Below are 24,897 nucleotides of genomic sequence, written 5' to 3'. Positions count from 1 at the left end.
CCGCTCCAGTCACCAAACGCGCACGCTCACGTGAGGCAACAATTCCCCCAACGCGCGCATCTTGACGTGAGGCAACTTGCGACATCGATGCCCGCCGAAAAATGCGGCGAAAACGGTCCGATCGATTCCGGAAGAACGGTCCTAGCAGCGCAGATGCGGCCTATCCTGCCCTCATGGCGTCGGATGTATCGGGCAAGGTCGCTTTCATCACCGGCGGTGCTTCCGGCATCGGCGCCGCATTGGCCACCAAGCTGGTCGATGGCGGCGCGGAGGTCTGGATCGCCGATCGCCAACTGGGCGCAGCGCAGGAGCTGGTGCAACGCTTCAGCACTAATGGCGCCAAAGCACACGCGATCGAACTCGACGTCCGCGACTATGCCGGATTCGAGGCCGCAGTCGCCGAGGCGGTCCGGCAATCCGGGCGGATCGACTACCTGTTCAACAACGCAGGCATCGGTGTCGGCGGCGAGGTCGATTCCTACACGCCCGATGACTGGAACGACGTCCTCGCCGTGAATCTGCACGGCGTGGTGCACGGCATCCAGGCGGTGTACCCAATCATGATCCGGCAGCGTTCGGGCCATATCGTGAACACGGCGTCGATGGCCGGTCTGCTGGCCGGCCCCGGTACCGCCAGCTACACCGCCTCTAAGCACGCCGTGGTCGCGCTGTCGAAGGCGATGCGACTGGAGGCCGAGCGCCACAACGTCAAGGTGTCGGTACTGTGCCCGGGCGCGATCCGGACCCCGATCCTCACCGGGGGCGCATACGGACGGATGACGAACACCGGCGCCAGCGACGAGGACCTGCTCAAATTCTGGGAGCCGATGCGCCCCATGGCACCCGAGAAGTTCGCCGACCGTGCCCTGCGCGCCGTGTTGCGTGGAGACACAATCGTCATCGTGCCGGCCTGGTGGAAGGCGCTGTGGTACCTGGACCGCCTCTCGACGACCATTTCGACGCGAGCGGCGCGACTCACACTCAAGCGGTTGCGCGAAATGCAATCCGCCCCATGACAAGTCATTCTTTCGACAGTGCGAACGGGTTCACCGCAACACCGCGATGAACCTGGCGTCGTCCTCGCCCCGGCCTGCCCTCCTTAAGACACGCTGAGAACCGGCTGCGAACCCGTTTGCCCAGGAGGACGCCGGGTACACAGCCGATGCGCTTCGGTCGCGACACGCCGTCGGGACCACCTCGGTTGAAAGACACAGCTGGGCGCTCCAGTTTTCTGGGCGGCTTTGGCGACCGCCACTGCACTGACAGTGCCGGGACCGGAGCCTGCCAGACCGTGTTCCTTCCAGCGCAAAGGCGAGGTGGCTCATGGGCACAACGGTCACGGATTCGCTCGGCGAACGGCGCCGAAACATCACCCACGCGCCGTCCCAGACCTTTCTTCAGCGCGCCGAGGACCAAACACAGCACAGCGGGCCGGTGATCGCCGGTCCGGCACGAACACGACCGAGAAAGGGATGCAGATGATGTTGCTGGGCAACGGCGGACGGCACAAAGACCGCACCGCCGGCGGCGACGGACTCGGCGAGGTTCAACATTTGGCCGGTCGGGCTCTGTATGACGTCGCGCACGGCCGGTTCGAACGCTCGCTGTCCGGCCTGACGGCCATGGCGGCATTGGTCACAACGGCCGAAATCTATTTCGAGCACTACAAAGCCAGCTTTGGCAACAAGTGGATGTGGAGCCCGATCGTGGTGACTCCGCCGGTGGTGGTCGCCGGAATCGGCGGGGTGTTCTCCCGGCGGTGGGCCAAACTCTGGCTGCCGATCACCGCGGGCATCTACACGGCCAATGGGCTGATGGGCGAATACCTGCATGCCCGCGGGGTAGCCCGCAAGCCGGGCGGGTGGAAGAACGCTTCCTACAACGTGCCCATGGGGCCACCGATTGCGGCGCCGGGGTTGATGTGCATGGTCGGCGGGATGGGGTTGTTGGCATCGATCCTGCGTCGCGAACGATTTCGGGCATAGGGCGCTGGGATGTCACAGATGGCCAACACCTCACGCCCCGATCACCTGCCCAACCTGCGCCCGGACGGCAAGCCGCCGCACCCGTCCTGGCTGCCCAGGCAACGCCGTGGCGTCACACCGCAGATGATCGGGCGCTATCCCGACTACGACGTGCTGGAAACCGCGCACACGTGGGACGAAGCCACCAGAAAGGTAGTGCTCGCCCGGCTGGAACCGCCTGGGCCGTTGCGCTTTTTCACCCGCGAAGAGGAACCGTGCCTGCGCGCGTTCTGCGACACGGTGCTGGCGCAGGACGTCGAACCGCGAGTGCCGGTCGCCGAGGCCGTCGACTCCAAGCTCGCCGACGGGCGCCTGGACGGCTACCAGTACGCCGACATGCCCGACGACCGGGACACCTGGCGGCTGGTGCTGCGCGGCCTCGATGAGACCGCATTGACGGAGTACGCCAAATCCTCCTTCGCCAACGCCGACATTCTCACCCGCGAGGCGATCATCTGCCGGTTCTCGCACGGCGACCTTCACGGCGGCGCGTGGGAGAGCCTGAACGTCAAGCGCGCGTGGTCGGTGTGCATGCGAATGACGTTGGCGGGCTTCTACTCTCACCCGTGGGCATGGAACGAGATCGGGTTCGGCGGCCCGGCCTACCCGCGCGGGTTCATGCGGCTTGGCGGCGCCACCGGACCGGCGGCCGCGCGTGAACCGTACGAGACCCGCGGCGCCACGGACGAAGATCCAGTTCAAGTCGTGCAGGACGAGGGGCTGTGATGGGCGACTTGTGGCGCGGCCTGTTCAAGGGAGCGGTCGGACCGAAGGACAACGATTCGCGGTTCCTGCTCGACGTGCACACCCGCGACCTGCCCGGCGAGCAGACCATGCGTCGCTACGCCGACGACGACGAGGTCGATCTGGTTGTCGTCGGGGCGGGCGCCGGTGGTTCGGTGCTCGCGCAGCGACTGGCGCGCCAGGGCTGGCGGGTGGTGATCCTCGAGGCCGGCCCGTTCTGGCACCCCGACGAGGACTGGGTGTCCGACGAGGCCGGCGCCCATCCGCTGTACTGGACGCAGAAACGCATCATCGGTGGCGACGACCCAATCGAATTGGGCAAGAACAACTCCGGGCGCGGGGTCGGTGGTTCCATGGTTCATTACGCCGGGTACACGCCGCGATTCCACCCCAGCGACTTCCAGACCTACACCAGAGACGGGGTCGGGGCGGACTGGCCCATCGGCTACCAGGACATCCGCCGCCATTACGAGCGCGTCGAGCTCGAGCTGCCGGTCGCCGGCCAGAACTGGCCCTGGGGAGACCCGCATCGCTATCCCTTTGCCCCCCATCCCATATCGCGCGCTGCCGCCAAGATCTGGGAGGGCGCGCTCAAGCTTGGCATCGAGATGCGGGTAGGTCCGGTCGGTATCGTCAACGGCACCTTCGGCAATCGACCGCATTGCATCTACCGCGGCTACTGCCTGCAGGGCTGCAAGGTGAACGCCAAGGCCAGCCCGTACGTCACGCATCTTCCCGACGCGCTGGCCCACGCCGTCGAGATCCGCGCCGACTGCATGGCGTCGCGCGTCGAGCTCGACGAGAGCGGCGCGGCCCGCGGCGTGGTCTACTACGACGAGGCCGGCGGCAAAGAGCGGCTACAACGCGCCAAAGTGGTTGCCATAGCAGGGTATTCGATCGAAACACCGCGCCTGCTGTTGAACTCGCCCAGCGACCGCTTCCCGCACGGGCTGGGCAACAACGATGACCAGCTCGGGCGCTACGTGATGGTGCAGGGCGCCACCCAGTCCGCGGGCCGGTGGTCCGAAGAGGTCCGGATGTACAAGGCCCCTCCCCCGGAGGTCACCTCCGAACAGTTCTACGAGACCGACCTGCATCGTGGCTTTGCCCGCGGCTTCGCCATCCAGACCGTGTCGCCGATGCCCATCGGCTGGGCCGAACATGTGATGGCCGAGGGGCACTGGGGCCGCGCGCTGCGGGAGTACATGCGCGACTACAACCACTGGGCAACCGTCGGCGTGCTCAACGAACTGTTGCCGCTGCCGGATAATCGCGTGACGCTGGCCGACGAGAAGGACCCGAACGGCATCCCGGTGGCCCGGTTCGACTACACGCTCTGCGACAACGACAAGGCCAACATGGCCTACTCCACCAAGGTCATCGGTGACATCTTGCACGCTGCCGATGCCCAGGACGTGCTCACCATCCAGCGTTTCGCCCATTTGATCGGCGGCGCCCGGATGGGCACCAGCCCGCAAAATTCGGTAGTCGACTCCGATCAGCGCGTGTGGGGCGTACCGAACCTGTTTCTCGCCGACGGCTCGGTGTGTCCGACACAGGGCTCGGCCAACCCCGCGTTGACCATCATGGCGCTGGCCTCGCGGCTGGGCGAACGGTTGGCCGCCGGGAAGATCGATACCACCGCGGGACGGAGGTCGAAGGCGGGCGCCCGTGGCTGAACGGATGATAAACGTCGAGGAAACCTTCGCGCCCCGGGTATTGCGCGAGTACGCCCTGCTCGCCGACGGTGAGCGGGGAGCGTTGATCGGGCCGCAGGGTGACGTGACGTGGATGTGCGCGCCGCACTGGGATTCCGATGCCGTCTTCTCCAATCTCATTGGCGGCGGCGGCATTTACGCCGTCACACCGACCGATGCACGGCACGTATGGGGCGGCTACTACGAGCCGGGCACCTTGATCTGGCGTAACCGCTGGATCACCCGGGACGGCACCGTGGAATGCCGTGAGGCACTTGCCTTTCCGGGTGACCCCGACCGGGTGGTGCTGCTGCGGCGCCTGATGGTGTGCCGCGGGACCGCGCGGGTGCGGGTGCTTTTGGCGCCGAATGCGGGATTCGGCCGGCACGGCCTCGGCCGCCCCACCTCGGATAACGGTGTGTGGAGCGGCAAGTCGGGCCGGTTGCGCTGGCGCTGGCTGGGCGGGTGCGACGCGCTCACCGTGCAATCGGCGCAGGCGAAAAGCGACATGCTCACCTGTGAGATCACCCTCGAGGAGGGCCGGCAACACGATCTCGTGCTGGAGCTGTCCGAACGCGCACTGCCCGAACGACCCCCCGACCCCGACCTGGCCTGGGACGCCACCGCGGACACCTGGCAGCGCAGCGTGCCCCCGCTGAACTGCACCGTCGCTCCCCGCGACGGAAGTCACTCCTATGCGGTGCTGCGCGGGCTGACCAGCAGCGGCGGCGGCATGGTGGCCGCGGCCACGATGAGCCTGCCCGAACGCTCGCACACCAACCAGAACTACGACTACCGCTACGCGTGGATCCGCGACCAGGTGTACGCCGGCATGGCGGCCGCCGCCGTCGGCACCACCGAACTACTCGATCGGGCGGTCGAATTCGTCGGCGCCCGACTGCTCGAAGACGGCCCGAACCTCAAACCCGCCTACACGATCACCGGCGGCGCAGTACCCAACGAGGAAGCACTCGAGCTGCCCGGTTATCCCGGCGGCACCGACAAGGTGGGCAACTGGGTCAATCAGCAATTCCAGCTTGACGTCTTCGGCGAGGCGCTGCAGCTGCTGGCCAAGGCCGGTGCCGCCGATCGACTCGACCCAGACGGCTGGCGCGCCGCGCAGACCGCCATCAGAGCCATTGAAAAGCGTTGGCGCGAACCGGATGCCGGGGTCTGGGAAATCGACGACGATCACTGGACGCAGTCCCGGCTGGCCTGTGTGGCCGGGCTGCGCGCCACCGCGAAGCTGGCCGGCGCCGGTCCCGAGGTGGCCTCCTGCGCTTCGCTAGCCGACACCATCCTGGCCGACACCGCGTCGAGTAGCCTGCACCCACACGGTTATTGGCAGCGCAGCCCGCGACTGACGGGCGTCGATGCGTCGCTGCTGCTGCCGCCGGTGCGCGGGGCGGTGCCCGCCGACGACCCCCGTACCCGGGCCACTCTGAACGCCGTTCGCCGGGAACTCACCGATGATGGGTTCGTCTACCGATTCCGGCACGACGACCGCGATCTCGGCGACGCCGAGGGCGCCTTCCTGCTGTGCGGGTTCATGATGGCGCTCGCCGAACATCAACTGGGCCATGGCCATTGCGCGATGCGCTGGTTCGAACGCAACCGCGCCGCGTGCGGCCCGCCGGGGCTGTTCTGCGAGGAATACGACGTGCGGCAGCGCCAGCTCCGCGGCAACCTGCCCCAAGCGTTCGCGCACGCGCTGATGCTGGAATGTACGGCCACTCTCACCGACGACGCCGACCATCACGACTGACCCGGGACGACAACGAAAGGCAGTTCTGCGATGACACAGACAGTGGTGATCACCGGAGCCAGCGCGGGTATCGGCCGCGCCACGGCGAAGGAGTTCGGGCAGCGCGGTGCGAACGTCGTCCTGCTCGCCCGCGGCACCGCCGGGTTGGACGGCGCCGGACGAGACGTTGAGGCCGGCGGCGGCAAGGCGCTGGCCATCCCGACCGACGTCGCCGACCACTCGGCCGTCGTCGCCGCCGCCGACCAGGCCGAAGCGGCCTTCGGCCCCATCGACGTCTGGGTCAACATCGCATTCACCTCCGTCTTCGCGCCGTTCAGCGAGATCAGCGCCGAGGAATTCAAACGGGTGACCGAGGTGTCCTACCTCGGGTACGTGCACGGCACCATGGCGGCGCTGGACAAAATGCGGCCACGCAACAAGGGCACCATCGTGCAGGTAGGTTCGGCGCTCAGCCAGCGCTCGATCCCGTTGCAGTCCGCCTACTGCGGCGCCAAACACGCCGTCAACGGGTTCACCGAATCGATACGCTGCGAGCTGTTCCACGAAGGCTCGAAAGTGCGCATCACCGTGGTCCAGATGCCGGCGGTCAACACCCCGCAATTCTCCTGGGTGCTATCCCGGCTGCCGCGCCATCCCCAGCCGGTGCCGCCGATCTACCAGCCCGAGGTCGCCGCGTGCGGCATCCTGTATGCCGCCGATCATCCAGGGCGCAAACAATATTGGGTCGGCGGCTCCACCATGGTGACGCTGTTGGGGCAGAAGTTCGTCGCGCCGTTGCTGGACCGCTATCTTGGCCGCACCGGGTACGACTCGCAGCAGACCGAGGAGCACGTCGGCCCCGACCGGCCGCACAACCTGTGGCAGCCGCTGGACCAGGAGCCCGGCACCGACCACGGGCCGCGTGGCCAGTTCGACGACAAGTCGCACGTTCACAGTCCGCAACTGTGGGCCTCCCAGCATCCGGTGGTCAGCGGCACCGGCGCGCTGAGCGCGACGGGACTGGCCTGGCTGGCGGCGTGGGCGGGCCGCCGGTGGGCCCGATGACGCCGTACGCGCGGATCGACGAAGTCACCGCGCAAGTTTACGAAATCCCCACCGACGCACCGGAAGCCGACGGCACCCTGTCCTGGTCGTCGACCACGCTGGTATTGGCCGAGGTTGCGGCCGGCGGCCGCCGCGGGATCGGCTACACCTATGCCGACGGCGCGTGCGGCCAATTGATCAATGGCAAACTGGCCGGCACGCTCACCGGAGAAAGCGCTGTGGACATCCCGGCCCGATGGGCGTCGATGGTCCGCGCGATGCGCAACAACGGCCGGCCCGGATTGGTGTCCTGTGCGATTTCGGCGGTCGACACAGCGCTGTGGGACCTCAAGGGCAAGCTGCTGGATTTGCCGGTATGCCGGTTGCTCGGCATGGCGCATGCCGAAGTGCCGATCTACGGCAGCGGCGGCTTCACCACCTACGACGAACGCACCACCCGCGCACAACTCGAACGCTGGGTCGATGAGTGGAACATCCCGCGGGTGAAGATCAAGATCGGTGCGTCTTGGGGATCCGGCGTACCCCGGGATCTCGATCGAATCGCCTTGGCGCGCAAGGTGATCGGGCCCGGGGCGGAGTTGTACGTCGACGCCAACGGCGGTTACCGGCGCAAGCAGGCGATCCGGGTGGCCCACGCCATGGCCGACCACGGCGTCACCTGGTTCGAAGAGCCCGTCTCCTCCGACGATCTGGCCGGACTGCGGGAGGTGCGCGACCAGGTGACCCCGGACGTCACCGCCGGTGAGTACGGCTACGACCTGGCGTACTTCAACCGGATGCTCGCCGCCGACGCGGTCGACTGCCTGCAGATCGACGTCACTCGCTGCGGGGGCATCACCGACTGGCTGCGTGCCGCGGCGGTGGCCGCCGCCTGCAACGTGGACGTCTCCGGGCACTGCGCGCCCAATCTGCACGCCCACGTCGCCAGCACCATCCCGAACCTGCGGCACCTGGAGTACTTCCACGACCACCACCGCATCGAACAGAAGCTTTTCGACGGCGCCCTGTCGCCCAAGGGCGGCGCTTTGCGGCCCGATCAAAACCGGCCGGGGTTCGGTCTGGAGTTCAAGCACCAAGACGCCGAGGGGTACCGGGTGGCCTGACCGACATGCCTCGTCCATTCCTCGCCGTGCTGCGAGGAATGGACGCGCCCAAAAACGGGAATCGATACGCCAGGGATTTCACATGAGCGGTCAGGACAGGCGCGATGACAGTCAACTCCAACGACGAAACTGTTGAGACGGCGCCCGTGTCTGATGCCGTCGACCAACCCGATATGAGCGATCTCGACAAGGTGCTGGGCCTCGGCGAGCCGCAACGCGTCGGCAGGTTCTGGTTCTACCTCGACGGCCATCGCTGGGAGTGGTCGGATGCGGTAGCCCGTATGCACGGGTACCGGCCCGGACAGGTGGAGCCCAGCACGGAACTGCTGGTGCAGCACAAGCATCCGGACGACCGGGAGCGGGTGGCCGCCGTGCTGGACCGGGTGGTGAAGGGCAAGCCGTTCAGCAGCCGGCACCGCATCATCGACGCCGCCGGACGCACCCGCTGCGTGGTCGTCGCCGGGGATCGGATCCTCGATGACCGAGGTGCGCTGGTCGGCACCTCGGGGTTTTACGTCGACGTCACCGACTCACTGCACTCCGACATCACCAACGTGCTGTCGGCGGTTGCCGAGACCCGGGCGCGCATCGAGCAGGCCAAGGGTGTGCTGATGGCCACCTATGGCATTTCGGCCGAGCGCGCGTTCGACATTCTGGTGTGGCGGTCCCAGGAGACGAACCTCAAGCTGCGTGACGTCGCAAGCCGCTTCCTGGACGCCGTGGCCAGCAAGGTGTCGCCGGAAACGCAAAGCCAAGTCGACCAGGCGCTGCTCACCCTGGAATAGCGCCGCGGCTAGGGTCGGGCCAGTGGCACACCTACTGGGAGCCGAGGCCGTACACCTGGAATATCCGACTCGGGTGGTCTTCGACTCGATCACGCTCGGGGTCAACGACGGCGCGCGCATCGGCATCGTCGGGCGTAACGGAGACGGCAAATCCAGCCTGTTGCGGCTGCTGACCGACCAGCAACGACCCGACTCCGGACGGGTCACCCGGCGCAGCGGATTGCGGGTCGGCGCGCTGAGCCAGGCCGACACCCTGGACCCGGACTGCAGTGTGGGCTACACGCTGGTCGGTGATGCCGCCGACCACCAGTGGGCCGGTAATGCGCGTGTTCGCGATGTGGTTGCCGGGCTGGTTTCCGACATCGCCTGGGAGGCAACGGTTGCCACGCTGTCCGGCGGCCAGCGCCGCCGCGTGCAACTGGCCAGGTTGCTGGTGGGCGAATGGGACGTCATCGCGCTCGACGAGCCCACCAACCATCTGGACATCGAGGGCATCACGTGGCTGGCGGGCCATCTACGACAACGCTGGGCGCGCAACGCCGGCGGATTGCTGCTGGTGACCCACGACCGCTGGTTTCTCGATGAAGTCGCCACCACCACGTGGGAAGTGCACGACGGGATCGTCGAACCGTTCGACGGCGGGTACGCGGCCTACGTGCTGCAACGGGTCGAGCGCGACCGGATGGCCGCGGTCGCCGAGGCCAAGCGGCAAAACCTGATGCGCAAGGAGTTGGCCTGGCTGCGCCGCGGCGCGCCGGCGCGGACCTCGAAACCCAAATTCCGGATCGAGGCGGCCAATCAGCTGATCGCCGACGTGCCGCCGCTGCGCAACACCGTCGAACTGGCCAAGCTGGCGACCGCCCGGCTGGGCAAGGACGTGATCGATCTGCTCGACGTGTCGGTCTCATTTGACGGCCGCCCGGTGCTGCGCGATATCGAGTGGCGGATCGCGCCCGGCGAGCGCACCGGCATCGTTGGGGCCAATGGCGCCGGCAAGTCAACCCTGCTGAGGTTGATCGACGGGACCATCGCGCCGGACGCGGGGCGGGTTAAACGTGGCAAGACCGTGCGCCTGGCGGTGCTCGACCAGCAAGGCGACGCGCTGGCCGAGGTCGGCGGCGACCGGATCGCCGATGTGCTGGGCCGACTGCAGGGCGGCTACCAGGTCGACGGCCGCGAAGTGACCCCGGCGCAGCTGCTGGAGCGGCTCGGGTTCGGCCGCGGCCAGCTGTCCGCCCGGGTCGAGGATCTATCCGGCGGTGAGCGGCGGCGACTGCAGCTGATGCTGACGCTGTTGTCCGAGCCCAACGTGTTGCTGCTCGACGAGCCGACCAACGACGTCGACACCGACACCCTGACCGCCATGGAGGACCTGCTGGATTCGTGGGCGGGCACGCTGATCGTCGTCTCGCACGACCGCTACCTGCTGGAGCGGGTCACCGATCAGCAGTACGCGGTGCTCGACGGCCGGTTGCGGCATCTGCCCGGGGGCGTCGACGAGTACCTGCGACTTGCCGAACAGCAGAGGAGCGCTGAACCGTCGCGGCCGTCACCCACGGCTACCCAGCCGTCAGAGCCGTCGATGTCCGGCGCACAGCGCCGCGCCGCCGAAAAAGAGGTGGCCGCTATCGATCGCCAACTGCAGCGGTTGGCTGCCCGAATCGAGGACAAGCACCACGAACTCGCCGCGCACGACCAGTCCGACCACGTCGGCATCGGCCGGCTTACCCAGGAATTGCGCGCGCTCGAAGACGAGGTCGCGGCGACGGAGAGTCGCTGGCTGGAGCTGTCGGAGTCGCTGGAATGAAGCCGGTGCGCTATCGGCCCGGTGAAGCATTGCTCGCCTTGTATCGCCGGCGGGGTCCGGTCACCAATTCCGGCATAGGCCGGCACGGCTACATCTACCTGCTGGGTCCAGAGGCCAACAAGTTCGTGTTCGCCAATGCCCACGCTTTCAGCTGGCGGGAGACGTTCGAGACTCTGGCTCTCGTCGATGGGCCCACCGCGCTGATCGTCAGCGACGGCGACGACCACCGGCGTCGCCGTAGTGTGGTGGCGCCCGGGCTGCGGCACCGACAGGTCCAGGACTACGTGGCCACCATGGTGTCCAACATCGACACTGTGATCGACGGGTGGCGGCCCGCTCAACTGGTGGATATCTACCAGCAATGCCGTGCCGCGGTGCGGTGCAGCACGGTGCAGAGCTTGTTCGGCCGGCGCCTGGCCGTGCACTCCGACTTCCTCGGCGAGCAACTACAGCCGTTGCTCGATCTGACCCACCAGCTGCCACAGCTGACAGGTCTGCAGCAGCGGATCAACGCCCCCTGTTGGCGGCGGGCCATGGCCGCCCGCAAACGCATCGACGACCTCCTCGATGCCCAGATCGCCGACGCGCGTGTTGCACCCAACGCCGACGACCACATGCTGGCCATGTTGATAAACGGTCGCGGCGAAGAGGGTTATGCGTTGAGCAACAACGAGATTCGCGATTCAGTCGTTTCCCTCATCACCGCCGGTTACGAGACCACCAGCGGTGCCTTGGCCTGGGCGATCTACCTGTTGCTGTCGCAGCCGGGCGCATGGGACGCCGCCGCCGCCGAAGTCGATCGGGTACTCGCCGGCAAGCGGCCCGCCGCAGCCGACCTGAGCGCATTGGTCTACCTCAACGGCGTCGTGCACGAAACCCTTCGCCTGTATCCGCCCGGCGTGATCTCGGCGCGCCGGGTGATGCGTGACCTCTCCTTCGACGGGCACCGTATCCAATCGGGGCGGTTGTTGATCTTCAGCCCCTATGTCACTCACCGGTTGCCCGAGATATGGCCTCAGCCAACGCAATTCCGCCCGTCACGGTGGGACCCAAACTCCCCTGAGTACCGCAAACCCGCACCGCACGAGTTCATACCGTTCAGCGCGGGGTTGCACCGCTGCGTGGGAGCCGCGATGGCCACCACCGAGCTGACGGTCATGCTCGCGCGACTGGTGGCCCGAACCAGACTGCGGTTACCGGCTCAGCGCCTGCGCGCCGTCAACCTTGCCGCGCTGCGGCCCAAGCCCGGATTGATCGTCGAGGTGCGCGACTCAGTGCCAGCGCAATAACACGAGTTCGGAGCCGAAACCGGGACCCGTCGCCAGCATCAGCCCTGGGCTTCCGCTGGGCGGCGGTTTGGCGATGGTGTCGCGCAGAATGTGCAGCACCGACGCCGACGACAGGTTGGCGACTTCCCCGAGCGAGCGCCAGGTCAGTTCCTGCGCCTCGGGGGGCAGTTCGAGGGTCTTGGCGATGGTGTTGATGACTTTCGGCCCGCCTGGGTGGGTAACCCAGGCGCCGATGTCGTCCTTGGTCAACCCATGCGTGCCGAGGAACCCCTTCACGTCATCGGCCAGGTATCGGTCGATGATGTTCGGCAGTTCCGGAGACATCACCAGCTGCATTCCGTCCGACCCGATGTTCCAGCCCATGATGTGCAGCGACTCTGGGTACAGGCGGCTGCGCGAATCCACGATGTCGGGCCCGGCCGAACTCAGCTGCTCGTCGCGACGGTCGCCGACGGCAACCACCGCGGCGGCGCCATCGCCGAACATCGCCGTCCCGACCAATCCCGACACGGTCGGCCGGACCGTCGGGAAGGTGAGCGAACACAGCTCCACCGACACCAGCACAGCCACGCCGTCCGGCGCGCCACGCAAGTAGTCGTGCAGCCGGCCCACGCCTGCCGCTCCGGCCGCGCAGCCCAAGCCGAACAGCGGCATCCGGCGCACGTCCGGGCGCAGGTCGAGCCGCCCGGCGATCCGGGCATCGAGTGACGGCACCGCGATGCCGGTGACCGTCGTGGTGGCGATCATGTCGATGTCTTGGGGTTGCAGGCCCGCCTCGTCCAGCGCACCGAGCAGTGCGTCGCAGCCCAGCTCCACGGCTTTCTCGATGAAGATTTCGTTCGTGTCACCGAAGTCGGTCAGCGAGGGGTACTGGTCCAGGGGCAGCACGAAGTGGCGGCTGTTGACCTTGGCGGCGGCGTGCAGTCGCCGGACGATCCCTTCGTGTTCTTTCAACGCGGGGAGCTCGACGATCTGGTCGGTGATTTCGCGTTGGCTATAACGATGTGGCGGCAAGGCGCCGAATACACCCGCGATGACGCTCATGCTCTACTCTCTTGATTGCCAATCGGTTTGAAGACTCCCCCTTGACAACGAAAGCTTATGGGCTTCGGTTCAATCTCGCAAAAATTCCCGTATTCAACACATGTCTTACGAGGGTGGTTTTGGGTGCGCGTAATCTGCTCCGGCAGCGCGGAATTCATCACTCGGTGTCTTCATCATCCGCCGAGCTCAGGGCCATCGCGATTAACGCGTCGGGGCTCAATGAGTCGATGTCGTCAGCACTGATTTCTGCGTCGACAACAGCTGTTTCCGGCACTCCGGCGAGTAATAAAAGTTTCTCGAGCAATCCCGTTCTTCGAAGCTCGCGCACCGGAATCTTGCGCAGCGCCGACCAAATCTTTTCATCGTCGGATTCACCGTGCTCGTCATGGAGAAGTTGTTGGCGAAGATGATCGGCCAACGCGGCCGGTGTGGGGTAATCGAAGATCAGCGTTCGCGACAACGCCAAGCCGGTATGGCTGGTGAGACGGTTACGCAATTCGACCCCGATCATCGAGTCGAACCCGAGGTCGGCGAACGCGCGGTCGTGCCCGATGGCGTGGCCATCCGGATGCCCCGATACCGCCGCCGCATGTTCGCACACCAACTCGAGCAGCACCCGGTGCTGCTCGGCGGGGGTCAATCCATGCAGCCGGTGAGCCAGGTCGGGCGTTCGAGTGGACGTCGCGGGCGGCGCTCCGGTCGCCGCGGCTCCCCCGGCCCCCAGCCAAAACCTTTGCCGCGCAAAGCCATACGTCGGCAGCTCTACCCGTTGAGCGTCCAGGCCGGTGAAGGCGCCGGCCCAGTTCAGGCCAAGGCCGCGGGTGAACAGCTGCCCGGCCGCCGCCAGCAGCGACTCCGCCTCGGGGCGGTCCATGGCCATGGTGGGCACCGAGACGGCCAGCTCGCCGCGCAGCGATTGGTCCACCGCTGCCGTCAACGCCGCACCCGGGCCCAGTTCCACGAAAATCGCAGCGCCCGCCCCCTCGGCGGCGCGCACGCCCTCAAAGAAGCGGACCGGCTGACCGACATGCTCCACCCAGTACTGTGGCGACCCGTACCCGGCGCCGGCCAACTCACCAGTCAGGTTGGACACCAGCTCGATCCGCGGCGGCGCCGCCTCGACGTCGGCCACCGCGGCGGAAAACTGCGCGATCATGGGTGCCATCAGCGGCGAATGAAACGCGTGTGAGACCGCCAGCCGATGCACCCTGCGGCCCTGCTGGGCCAGCCGGTCCGCCAGCACCTCCACCGGGCGCTGCGCACCGGAGATCACCACCGCGTTGGGGCCGTTGATCGCCGCGATGCTCACGTCGTCGGTCAGCAGGCCGGCCACCTCTGCTTCGCCGGCGCCGACCGCCACCATCACGCCGCCGCCCGGCAGCTGCGCCATCAACCGTCCCCGCGCCGCCACCAGCCGCGACGCATCCTCGAGCGACAACACCCCGGCCACACAGGCCGCAGCGATCTCACCCACCGAGTGCCCCATCACCACATCCGGTGTCACACCGAAGGACCGCCACAACGCCGCCAGCGCCATGCCCAGCACGAATAACGCGGGCTGGGCAAATTCGGTGCTCTGCAACAACTCTGGGTCTGCACCCCACATCACGTCGCGCAGCGACAGCCGCAAATGACCGTCCACCGCCGCGGCGGCCTCATCGAAGGCGCGGGCGAACACGCCGAACCGGTCATAGAGCTGTCGCCCCATCCCCAACCATTGCGAGCCCTGACCCGTAAACACGAAGACCGTCTTGCCCGTCGGCATCGTCCGGCCGACGGCCACGCCCGGCCGTGACTCCCCCGCCGCGACGACAGCCAAACCCGCTGTCAGCGCCCGCCCATCACTGCCCACCACCACCGCGCGGTGCTCGAAGACCGTGCGGGTGTCGACCAGCGAGCAGGCCACGTCGAGCGGCCGCATATCGCCGTTGTCGGCCATAAAGCCCGCCAACCGTTGCGCCTGGTTGACCAGCGCCTGTTCGGAACGGGCCGACAGCACCCACGGCAGTACCTCGTTCGGCGGCGATTTCGGTTGCGCCCCGGGGCTGCTGCGGGCGGGGGCCTGCTCGACGATGACATGCGCGTTGGTGCCGCCCATACCGAACGAGGACACCCCGGCCCGTCGCGAACGGCCAACCGACGGCCACTGCACCAGGCGGGTGTTGACTTGCAGGCCCAGGTGATTCATGCCGGTTTCCGGATCTGCATAGTGGAGGCTGGGCGGGATCGCCGAATGCTCAATTGCCAGAACGACTTTGATCAGGCCCGCGATTCCCGCTGCGCTTCCCGCGTGGCCGATATTGGTTTTCACCGATCCTACCCGCACCGGATCGTGTGCGCGCTCAGCGAAGATCTCGCCCAGCGCCTCGGCCTCGATCGCATCGCCGATTTTGGTTCCGGTGCCATGGGCCTCGATGTAGTCGATGTCGCTGCCCACCAGACCCGCATCGTCGAGCGCGCGCCGAATCACGTCGGCTTCGCTGCGGGCCGATGGCACGGTCTGGGCGGCTGTGCTGTGCCCGGCATTGCCCACGGCGCTTCCCCGAATGACCGCGTGGATGCGGTCGCCGTCGTCCAGGGCCGCCGCCAACGGCTTCAGCAGCACCAGGCCGCCGCCCTCACCGCGCACGTAGCCGTCGGCGCGCTGATCGAACGCATAGGTGTGACCCGACACCGAAACCGCACCGAATTCCCGTTCCAGCATGCCGATCTCGTCGGCGAGGTTGAGGTGGATCCCGCCCGCAATGGCCAACGACGACCGCCCGGTGCGCACGCTCTCGCAGCCGAGATGGACTGCGACCAGAGACGACGACTGACCGGAGTCGACGGCCATGCTGGGTCCGCGCAGCCCGAAGGCATACGAGATGCGGTTGGCGATCATCGCACGGCTGATGCCGGTGAAGCTGTGGTGGTCCAGGTTGTCGGCGAGATCGCGCAGCGTCAGTGCCGCGTAGTCATCCGTCATCGCGCCGAGATACACCGAGACCGGTTCTTCCCGCAGCGTTTCCGGCACCACGAAGGCGTCTTCGAGCATCTCCCAGGTCAGTTCGAGGGCCAGCCGTTGCCGGGGATCCATCGCGCACGCCTCACGGGGCGAGACGTTGAAGAAGTCCGCGTCGAATTCGCCCATGTCCGTGCCGAACTCGGTGGCCTCGCGCCCGTCGCGGATCAACCGCCAGAACGAACCCGGGTCGGCCGCGGCGGGGAACCGGCATGCCAATCCGATGATCGCTACGTCTGTCGAAGGCAAGGTCAGGGGCCGACTTCGTCGTCGAGAATGGCGAACAGCTGACTCTCGGTGGCGGTGGCGATGTCATCGTCGAACGCGTCGCCTGGATGTTCCAGCGACGGGGTCGGCGCGGTTGACGACGGGCCCGTGACGGTGGCCAGCAGGCTTTGCAGCCGGGTGATCAGTTGCGCCTTGTCGCCGGGATTCAGACCGGGCTGGTTGAGCAGTGCTTGCAGTTCGGTGGCGATGTCGTTGAAGCGGGCCGTCCGATCGGGCGGTGTAGCAGCCGTTCCGCCGGCGGCAGTGCTGGCCAGCTGGGTGTCGAGGTGTTCGGCGAGCGCGGCCGGGGTGGGTTGATCGAAGATCAGCGTGGGTGAAAGGGTAAGCCCAGTAGCGATTTTGAGCCGGTTGCGTAACTCGACGGCGGTCAGCGAGTCGAAGCCGAGGTCGCCGAACGCATCGTCGGCGTTGACATCCGCGGTGCTGTGACCCAATACGGTGGCCGCGTTGCTGCAGACCAGTTCCACCAGTTCGCTGTGTCGTTGGTCGGGCGTCATGCCGTCCAGCCGCGCGCGCAGACCGGTCAAAGACACCATGTCGGTGTGCTCCAGCATCCGACGGGACGGCCGGGCGGCCAACTGGCTCAGCAGCGGCGGCAGCGTGGCGCTGTGCTGCGCCAGCGCGCTGCGGTCCAGGCGGGTGGCCACCACCATGGGCTGATCGCCGAGCAACGCGGCGTCCAACAGGTCCAGTGCTTGCCGCGTGGTCAGCGCGCTCAGCCCGGCCCGGCTCATCCTGGCCTTGTCTCGCTCACCGAGATGCTGGGTCATCGTCGAGGTTTCGTCCCACATCCCCCAGGCAACCGACAGCCCGGGCAATCCCTGCGCGTGGCGGTACACCGCCAGCGCGTCGAGGAAGCTGTTCGCCGCCGCATAGTTCCCCTGACCCGGGGCGCCCACAATGCCCGCCATCGACGAAAACGCCACGAACGCCGACAAATCCAGGTCTTTGGTCAGCTCATGCAGATTCCAGGCCCCGTCGACCTTGGCCCGCAACACCGTGTCGATTCGCGCGGGCGTCAGGGACGCGATCACCGCGTCGTCGAGCACTCCCGCGGCGTGGAACACCGAGCGCAGCGGGAACTGCGCCGGCACCTGCGCCAACAGTGCCGCAACCTGGTCCCTGTCGCCGACATCGCAGGCCAGCACGGAGACCGACGCTCCCGCGTCGCGCAATTCAGCGGCCAGCGCGGCCATCCCGTCAGCCCGTTCACCGCTGCGGCTGACCAGCATCAGATGGGGCACCCGGTACCGCTCGACCAGATGCCGGGCCACCGCCGAACCCGCCATGCCGGTGCCCCCGGTGATCAGCGCGGTGCCACCGGCCAGCCCGGCGGGCCCGTCCGGCATGGTGAGCACGACCTTGCCGATGTGGCGGGCCTGGCTGACAAACCGATAGGCCTCGGCGGCAACCCGCGCGTCAAATGCCTTGACGGGCAACGGCTTCAATACCCCGGCCGCGAACAACTCCATCAGCTCCGCCAGCATCTGCGCGATACGGTCGGGGCCGGCCTCCATCAGGTCGAACGCGCGATAGGCCACCCGGGGATGGGCCAGGGCGACGGCATCCGGGTCACGCAGATCGGTCTTTCCCATTTCGATGAAGCGACCGCCGGCGCCCAGCAGCCGCAGCGACGCATCGTTGAACTCGCCTGCCAGCGAGTTGAGCACCACGTCCACGGTTGCGGCGGCGAACTTCTGCTCGAACTCCAGCGTCCGCGAATCCGCGATGTGTGCATCGTCGAAACCCATGGCACGCAAGGTGTCCCACTTACCGCGGCTGGCGGTCGCGAATACCTCGGCGCCCCAATGCCGGGCCAGCTGGACCGCGGCCATGCCCACCCCGCCGGTGGCGGCGTGGACCAGCACGCGCTCGCCCGCTCGCAGACCGGCCAGCACCGACAGCCCGTAATAGGCCGTCAGGAAGACGACCGGCACCGCTGCGGCCTGAGCCATCGACCAGCCCAACGGCACCCGGGTCACCAGTCGGCGATCGACGACCGCCTCGGAGCCCGCCAGCCCGAATATCCCCAGCACCGCGTCGCCGACAGCCAAATCGGTGACCCCGGCGCCGAGTTCGGTCACGATTCCGGCGCCCTCGGCGCCCAGTTGCGCGGCGCCCGGATACATGCCCAATGCCACCAGCACATCGCGGAAGTTCACCCCGGCCGCGGCTACCGTCACCCGCACCTGACCGGCTTCCAGTTGCGCCGGCGTGCACTCCTGCACCGCCAAGTCCTCGAGCGTTCCGGCGTCACCCGCGGCAAGCCGCCACACTGACGGCGGCTCGGGCAGCCGCAACAGGGTTCGCGGGGCCGCCGGCTTCAGCCGGGCGCTGTAGGCCACCCCCTGCCGTACCACCAATTGTGGCTCGCCGCAGCCGATTACCGCTGCGGCATCCAGTGAGCCATCGGTATCGACCAGTACCACGCGGCCGGGGTGCTCGGCCTGCGCCGAACGCACCAGACCCCACACCGCCGCACCGGCCAGGTCCGAAACGTCTTCGCCGGCCAGTCCGACCGCCCCGCGAGTGAGCACCGCCAAGACGCCGGACGCTTCTCCGGTCAGCCAGGACTGCAGCACACCCAGCGCCTGGTGGGTCACGGTGTGCACCGAGGTCTCCGCGCTCGAGGCGGCCGGCGGCTCCCACACCGTGGCGGCAGGGCTAATATCATTGCCCGGCAACGAGATTGGAGACCACACCACGTCCAGCAGCTCACCGCTGCCGGAGCGGGCCGCCACCGCCGCGGTCAGCTGATCGGCCGAGACGGCGCGCGTCACCAATTCCCGGACGGACAGCACCGGCAGCCCCGACGAGTCGGCCAGTTCGACCGACACGGCACCGACACCAACCTGCGCCAGCCTCACCCGGACCCGCGATGCGCCGGCCGCATACAGACTCACGCCCTGCCACGAGAACGGCAAGGCGGCTTCGATCCGCTCGTCGGCCACCCCGAGCGCATGCAGCGCAGCATCCAGGACAACCGGATGGATGCCGAAACCACCGGTGGATACGCCGGCCTGTTGCGGCAGTTCGACCTCGGCGAACGTCTCGCTGCCCCGCCGCCACACCGCCCGCAATCCCTGGAAGGCCGGTCCGTAGCCATAGCCCCGGCCCACCAAGCCCTGGTACGCGCCGGTCACATCCACCGCGTCGGCCCCCACCGGCGGCCATACCGTCATGTCGGCAGCCGGTGCGGGGGCACCATCGGTCAGCACGCCCTCGGCGTGCAAGATCCAATCAGATTGCGCCGCACGTGAATACACGGCGACCGACCGGGTAGCGTTGTCGCCGGCCGGTGACACCACGACCTGAACGTGCACCACCCCGGCCGCCGGTACCGCCAGCGGCGCCGAGAGCGTCAATTCCTCGATCACCGAGCAGCCGACCTCGTCGCCGGCCCGCAACGCCAACTCCACGAAGCCGGCCCCCGGGAACAGCACCGTGCCGGCCACCGCGTGGTCGGCCAGCCACGGTTGAGCGGCTACCGAGAGCCGGCCGGTCAGCACCACACCGCCGGAATCCGGCCGGTCCACCACCGCGCCCAACAACGCGTGTTCGGCCTCGGCCAAACCCAGGCTGGCGATGTTCGCCGAGCCCACCGAATCATTCGACAGCCAAAACCGGCGGTGCGCAAAGGCGTAGGTGGGCAGTTCGACCCGCCGGGCGTTCGCGTCGGCGAACGCAGCTGCCCACTGTACGTCGGCACCGGCGGTGAACAGCCGCCCGGCCGCCAGCAGCAGCGAGTCGGCTTCGGGGCGGCCCTTGGCCAGCGACACCACCGACGTCGCCCGGTCGGTGGTGAGGGATTGCTCGACCGCGGACGTCAGCGCCGCGCCCGGACCCACCTCCAGAAACACCCCGGCACCCAGGGATTCGGCCGACTGCACACCATCGACAAACCGCACCGGCTGACGCACATGGTCCACCCAGTAGGCGGCCGTCCCATATCCCGGGCCGGCCGGTTGCCCGGTGAGGTTGGACACCAAGGCGATTCGCGGTTCACCGGCCGACACCTCGGCCGCCACCGCCGCGAACTCGCGCATCATGGGCTCCATCAACGGCGAGTGGAACGCGTGCGATACCGCCAGCCGATGCGCCCTCGCGCCGCCGGCGATCAGCCGGTCCGCGACCGCCTGCACCGCGGCCTGCTCGCCGGAGAGCACCAGCGATCGCGGGCCGTTGACCGCCGCGATGCTCACCGCGCCGTTGAGCCAGGGAGCCACCTCGGCTTCGGTCGCGGTCACGGCCAGCATCACACCGCCGTCCGGCAGCCCGGCCATCAGCCGGCCCCGTGCCGCCACCAGCCGCGCCGCATCGGGCAGCGACAGCACCCCGGCCACGCATGCCGCGGCGATCTCGCCCACCGAGTGCCCGATGACCACATCAGGTGTCACGCCGAAGGATTGCCACAAGGCGGCCAACGCCATCTCCAGCACGAATAGGGCCGGCTGGGCAAATTCGGTGCTCTGCAGCAACTCTGCGTCGGCACCCCACATCACCTCGCGCAGCGGGAGCCGCGAATGACCATCCACCGCCGCGACGGCCTCGTCGAAAACCCGGGCGAATGCCGGAAAGCGTTGGTACAGTTCGGCGCCCATCCCGAGTGTCTGCGAGCCCTGGCCGGGGAAGACGAACACCCGCTTGCCCACCGAGCGGCTCCGGCCGACCAGCACGGCCGGCTCCGGCCGCCCCGACGCCAGGCACGCCAATCCCGCCGTCAACGCGTCGCGGTGCGCGCCGACCAGCACGGCGCGGTGCTCGAAGGCCGCCCGGGTGGTGGCCAGCGACCACCCCACGTCCACCGCCCGCAGACTCGGGTCGGCGCTCAGCCGGTGCAGCAATCGTTGCGCCTGACCGGCCAACGCCTCGGCGGACCGAGCCGAAACGACCCACGGAATCACCGGATCCGGGGGGTTCGCGGCCGGTTCGGCCTCGGCGTCGAGTTGCGCGGGGGCCTGCTCGACGATCACGTGCGCGTTGGTGCCGCTGATCCCGAACGACGAGACGCCCGCTCGCCGTATCCCACCGTGGTCCGGCCACGGCTGCGGCTGGGTCAACAGCGATACCGCGCCGGACGTCCAATCCACGTGCGGCGACGGCATATCCACGTGCAGCGTCTTGGGCATCACACCGTGCCGGATCGCCTGGATCATCTTGATCACCCCGGCCACCCCCGCCGCGGCCGAGGTATGACCGATATTGGATTTGATCGATCCCAACCACAGCGGCCGGTCCGCCGGGCGATCCTGCCCATAGGTGGCCAACAGCGCCTGAGCCTCGATCGGGTCCCCCAGCACCGTCCCGGTCCCATGGCCCTCAACCACATCCACGTCCGCGGCCGTCAGTCCGGCGTTGGCCAGCGCCGCCCGGATGACCCGCTGCTGTGATGGACCATTGGGTGCGGTCAGACCGTTCGACGCACCGTCCTGATTCACCGCCGTGCCGCGCAGCACGGCCAACACCGGATGTCCCAGTCGACGGGCATCGGCCAACCGCTCCAGCACCAGAACGCCCGCGCCCTCCGACCACGAAGTCCCGTCCGCGGCACCGGCGTACACCTTGCACCGGCCATCGGGGGCTAACGCACGCTGACGGCTGAACTCGACGAAGGCCGCGGGTGTGGCCATCACGGTCACACCACCGGCCAGCGCCAGATCGCATTCCCCGGACCGCAACGACTGCGCGGCCAGATGCATGGACACCAACGACGAGGAACACGCGGTGTCCACCGACACCGCGGGGCCCTCCAGCCCCAACACGTAGGACACCCGACCCGAGGTCACGCTCAGCGTCGATCCGGTGAGCCCGTAACCCTCGAGCTCACCCTTGACCTCGCCGCCATAGCCGGCGTGGATGACCCCGGCGAACACACCGGTCGACGAGCCGCGCAACGCGAACGGGTCAATTCCGGCCCGCTCCAACGCTTCCCAACAAATTTCCAGCATCATCCGTTGCTGGGGATCCATCGCTAGCGCCTCGCTGGGCCCGATGCCGAAGAATCCGGCGTCGAAGTCTCCGGCGTTCTGCAGGAAGCTGCCCTGCCGGGTGTACATCTTTCCCTTGGTGTCGGGATCGGGGTCATACAAGCCCTCGACATCCCACCCGCGATCGTTCGGGAAGTCCGACACCGTGTCGCGGCCCTCGATCACCAGATCCCACAAGTCTTCTGGCGATTCCACGCCGCCGGCATAGCGGCAGGCCATGCCCACCACTGCCACCGGCTCGGACAGCTGACCCTCGAGTTCCGCGATGCGCCGACGGGTCCGCCTGAGATCCGCCGTGAGGCGTTTCAGGTAGTCGACGTGCTGCGTGGTGCCCGGCATCGTTGCTCCTTGTGGGGTATCAGCGGCCGAGTTCTTCATCGAGAATCGCAAAGAGTTGGCTTTCGGTGGCGGCATCGAGGTCATCGTCGAGTGGCCCGGAATCGGAAAGCTTGCTCGGCAGCGCGGCCAGCAGTTGCTGAATACGGGTCCGCAGCGTCGATTTGTCGTCGGCAGTCCAGTCGGGCGCAGCGAGCAGTGCCTGCAGTTCGCGGGTGATGTCGTTGAAACGGCCCATCAGGTTCGGCCGATCGCCGACGCCTGCCTCTGCCGTGTCGGCCAGTTGGGTGTCCAGATGTCCGGCCAGCACCGTGGGGGTGGGATAGTCGAAGATCAATGTCGGTGAAAGCGTAAGCCCGGTAGCGTTTTTGAGCCGGTTGCGCAATTCGACGGCGGTCAGTGAATCGAAGCCGAGCTCCTGGAATGCCCGGGCGGCGTTGATGTCTGCCGGGTTGGGCACGCCCAACACCATCGCCGCGTTGCCGCAGACCAGGTCGACCAGTTCACGCTGTCGCGCCTCGGGACTCAGGCCGTGCAGGCGCGCGGACAGGCCGTTCGTCGACGCGCTGATGTCCGTGTCGTCGATGACGCGCCGGGTCGGGCCGGCCACCAGTTCGCGCAGCAGCGGGGGCAGCGCGGCGACGTTGTCGGACAACGCCGCCCGGTCCACTCGAGCCGCCACCAGTAACGGACTCTCGACCAGCATGGCGGCGTCGAAAGCCGCCAGCGCCTGGGCGGTCGACAGCGGCGCCAGCCCGATCCTGCTCATCCGCGCTTTGTCCCGATCCCCCAGGTGGGCCGTCATCGCCGAGGCCTGCTCCCACAGACCCCAGGCCAGCGACAGCCCGGGAAGTCCATGGGCGCGCCGGTAGGCCGCCAGCCCGTCGAGGAAACTGTTGGCAGCCGCATAGTTGGCCTGCCCCGGTGTTCCGACGATCCCGGCCATCGACGAAAACACCACGAAGGCCGACAAATCCAGGTGCCGAGTGAGCTCATGCAGGTTCCACGCCCCGTCGACCTTGGCGCGCAGTACCGCGTCCACCCGATCCGGGGTCAGCGAAGAGATCAACCCGTCGTCGAGAACGCCGGCGGCATGGATGACACCACGCAGGGGATACTGCGCGGGTATCTGAGCCAGCATCGCCGACACCGCGTCCCGATCGGCGGCATCACAGGCCACCACCGACGCCTGCGCACCGGATTCCCGCAACCCGGCCACCAGTTCGGCGACCCCGTCGGCCTGCGCGCCGGCCCGGCTGACCAGCACCACGTGCGCCACCCGGTAACGGTCGACCAGGTGGCGGGCCAGCGCCGAACCGGCCATCCCGGTGCCGCCGGTGATCACCACCGTGGACCCGGCCAGCCCGCCGCCGCAGCCGCTGAGCACCTGGCCGGGACCGGTCGGGACGGTCAGCGCAACCTTGCCGATGTGGCGTGCCTGGCTCACGTATCGGTATGCCGCCGAGGCGCATCGGACGTCGAAGGTCTTCAGCGGCAACGGTGTCACGACTCCGTCCGCCAACAATCTCACGATCTCGGCCAGCATCCACGCGGTGCGGTCGGGTCCGGCCTCCATCAGGTCGAAGGCCCGGTACTGGGCGCCCCGATACGCATCGGCGATGTCGTGCGGATCGCGCACGTCGGTCTTGCCCATCTCGATGAATCGACCGCCAGGAGCCAACAGCCGCAACGACGCGTCGGTGAACTCGCCGGCCAGGGAATTGAGCACGACGTCGAATCCGGCGGCCCCGGTGGCCGCGAGAAGGCCCGCGAATTTCGCCTCGAACTCCGTTGTGCGGGAGTCGCCGATATGGTCATCGTCGAAACCCATCGCGCGCAAGGTATTCCACTTGCCGCGGCTGGCGGTGACGAACACATCGGCACCCCAATGCCGCGCCAGTTGCACCGCGGCCATACCCACTCCACCGGTGGCGGTGTGCACCAATACCCGCTCGCCGGCGTGCAGCCCGCCCAGCACCGACA

14 protein-coding genes are annotated in these 24,897 nt (G+C 67.8%); 10 read left to right on the top strand and 4 right to left on the bottom strand.

What is annotated here, in order from left to right; translation table 11 throughout:
• The first annotated feature begins 173 nt into the window (after positions 1 to 173).
• The 10 genes from A5625_RS23880 to A5625_RS23835 all read left to right on the top strand — a co-directional run bounded on the left by A5625_RS23880 (position 174) and on the right by A5625_RS23835 (position 12,258).
• Positions 174 to 1,016 carry an SDR family oxidoreductase gene (locus A5625_RS23880; protein WP_067000011.1) on the top strand — a complete coding sequence of 281 codons (843 nt, stop codon included), beginning with the start codon at positions 174 to 176 and terminating at the stop codon, positions 1,014 to 1,016.
• 462 nt (positions 1,017 to 1,478) lie between these two features.
• On the top strand, positions 1,479 to 1,985 hold the full coding sequence (locus A5625_RS23875; RefSeq protein ID WP_067000008.1) for a hypothetical protein: 507 nt from the start codon (positions 1,479 to 1,481) through the stop codon (positions 1,983 to 1,985).
• Positions 1,986 to 2,003: 18 nt separating this feature from the next.
• Positions 2,004 to 2,750: a gluconate 2-dehydrogenase subunit 3 family protein gene (locus tag A5625_RS23870; RefSeq protein WP_067000005.1), complete on the top strand. Its 747-nt coding sequence runs from the start codon at positions 2,004 to 2,006 to the stop codon at positions 2,748 to 2,750.
• Positions 2,750 to 4,447: a GMC family oxidoreductase gene (locus A5625_RS23865; RefSeq protein ID WP_066999997.1), complete on the top strand. Its 1,698-nt coding sequence runs from the start codon at positions 2,750 to 2,752 to the stop codon at positions 4,445 to 4,447. Before A5625_RS23870 ends, A5625_RS23865 begins: the two co-directional genes overlap by 1 nt.
• 4 nt (positions 4,448 to 4,451) lie before the next feature.
• On the top strand, positions 4,452 to 6,230 hold the full coding sequence (locus A5625_RS23860) for a glycoside hydrolase family 15 protein (RefSeq protein ID WP_369830040.1): 1,779 nt from the start codon (positions 4,452 to 4,454) through the stop codon (positions 6,228 to 6,230).
• A 30-nt stretch (positions 6,231 to 6,260) separates the two neighbouring features.
• Positions 6,261 to 7,274, top strand: coding sequence for an SDR family oxidoreductase (locus tag A5625_RS23855; RefSeq protein ID WP_066999991.1), 1,014 nt, complete (start codon positions 6,261 to 6,263; stop codon positions 7,272 to 7,274).
• Entirely contained in the window at positions 7,262 to 8,377 is a 1,116-nt protein-coding gene (locus A5625_RS23850) for an enolase C-terminal domain-like protein (protein WP_369830039.1), read from the top strand. The genes A5625_RS23855 and A5625_RS23850 overlap by 13 nt, the downstream gene beginning before the upstream one ends.
• 104 nt (positions 8,378 to 8,481) lie before the next feature.
• Positions 8,482 to 9,162 carry a PAS and ANTAR domain-containing protein gene (locus A5625_RS23845; protein WP_066999989.1) on the top strand — a complete coding sequence of 227 codons (681 nt, stop codon included), beginning with the start codon at positions 8,482 to 8,484 and terminating at the stop codon, positions 9,160 to 9,162.
• A gap of 22 nt (positions 9,163 to 9,184) precedes the next feature.
• Positions 9,185 to 10,969 carry an ABC-F family ATP-binding cassette domain-containing protein gene (locus A5625_RS23840; RefSeq protein ID WP_066999986.1) on the top strand — a complete coding sequence of 595 codons (1,785 nt, stop codon included), beginning with the start codon at positions 9,185 to 9,187 and terminating at the stop codon, positions 10,967 to 10,969.
• Between the two features lie 5 nt (positions 10,970 to 10,974).
• Positions 10,975 to 12,258 carry a cytochrome P450 gene (locus A5625_RS23835; RefSeq protein WP_067000000.1) on the top strand — a complete coding sequence of 428 codons (1,284 nt, stop codon included), beginning with the start codon at positions 10,975 to 10,977 and terminating at the stop codon, positions 12,256 to 12,258.
• Here the strand turns inward: A5625_RS23835 and A5625_RS23830 are convergent.
• The 4 genes from A5625_RS23830 to A5625_RS23815 form a co-directional block, all read right to left on the bottom strand.
• Positions 12,241 to 13,302: a type III polyketide synthase gene (locus A5625_RS23830; RefSeq protein WP_066999983.1), complete on the bottom strand. Its 1,062-nt coding sequence runs from the start codon at positions 13,300 to 13,302 to the stop codon at positions 12,241 to 12,243. The genes A5625_RS23835 and A5625_RS23830 overlap by 18 nt on opposite strands.
• Positions 13,303 to 13,459: 157 nt before the next feature.
• Positions 13,460 to 16,552, bottom strand: a complete 3,093-nt coding sequence (locus A5625_RS23825; RefSeq protein WP_066999980.1) for a type I polyketide synthase — start codon at positions 16,550 to 16,552, stop codon at positions 13,460 to 13,462.
• 2 nt (positions 16,553 to 16,554) lie between these two features.
• Positions 16,555 to 22,917: an SDR family NAD(P)-dependent oxidoreductase gene (locus A5625_RS23820; protein ID WP_369830038.1), complete on the bottom strand. Its 6,363-nt coding sequence runs from the start codon at positions 22,915 to 22,917 to the stop codon at positions 16,555 to 16,557.
• Between the two features lie 19 nt (positions 22,918 to 22,936).
• The coding region (locus tag A5625_RS23815) for a type I polyketide synthase (RefSeq protein ID WP_156748503.1) at positions 22,937 to 24,897 on the bottom strand (1,961 nt) is incomplete at its 5' end.

Source organism: Mycobacterium sp. 1465703.0 (assembly GCF_001672975.1).
In the GTDB taxonomy this organism is placed as follows: Bacteria; Actinomycetota; Actinomycetes; order Mycobacteriales; family Mycobacteriaceae; genus Mycobacterium.
Note: the sequence above shows the minus strand (reverse complement) of the source record. Positions and strands in the feature narration are given on the sequence as shown.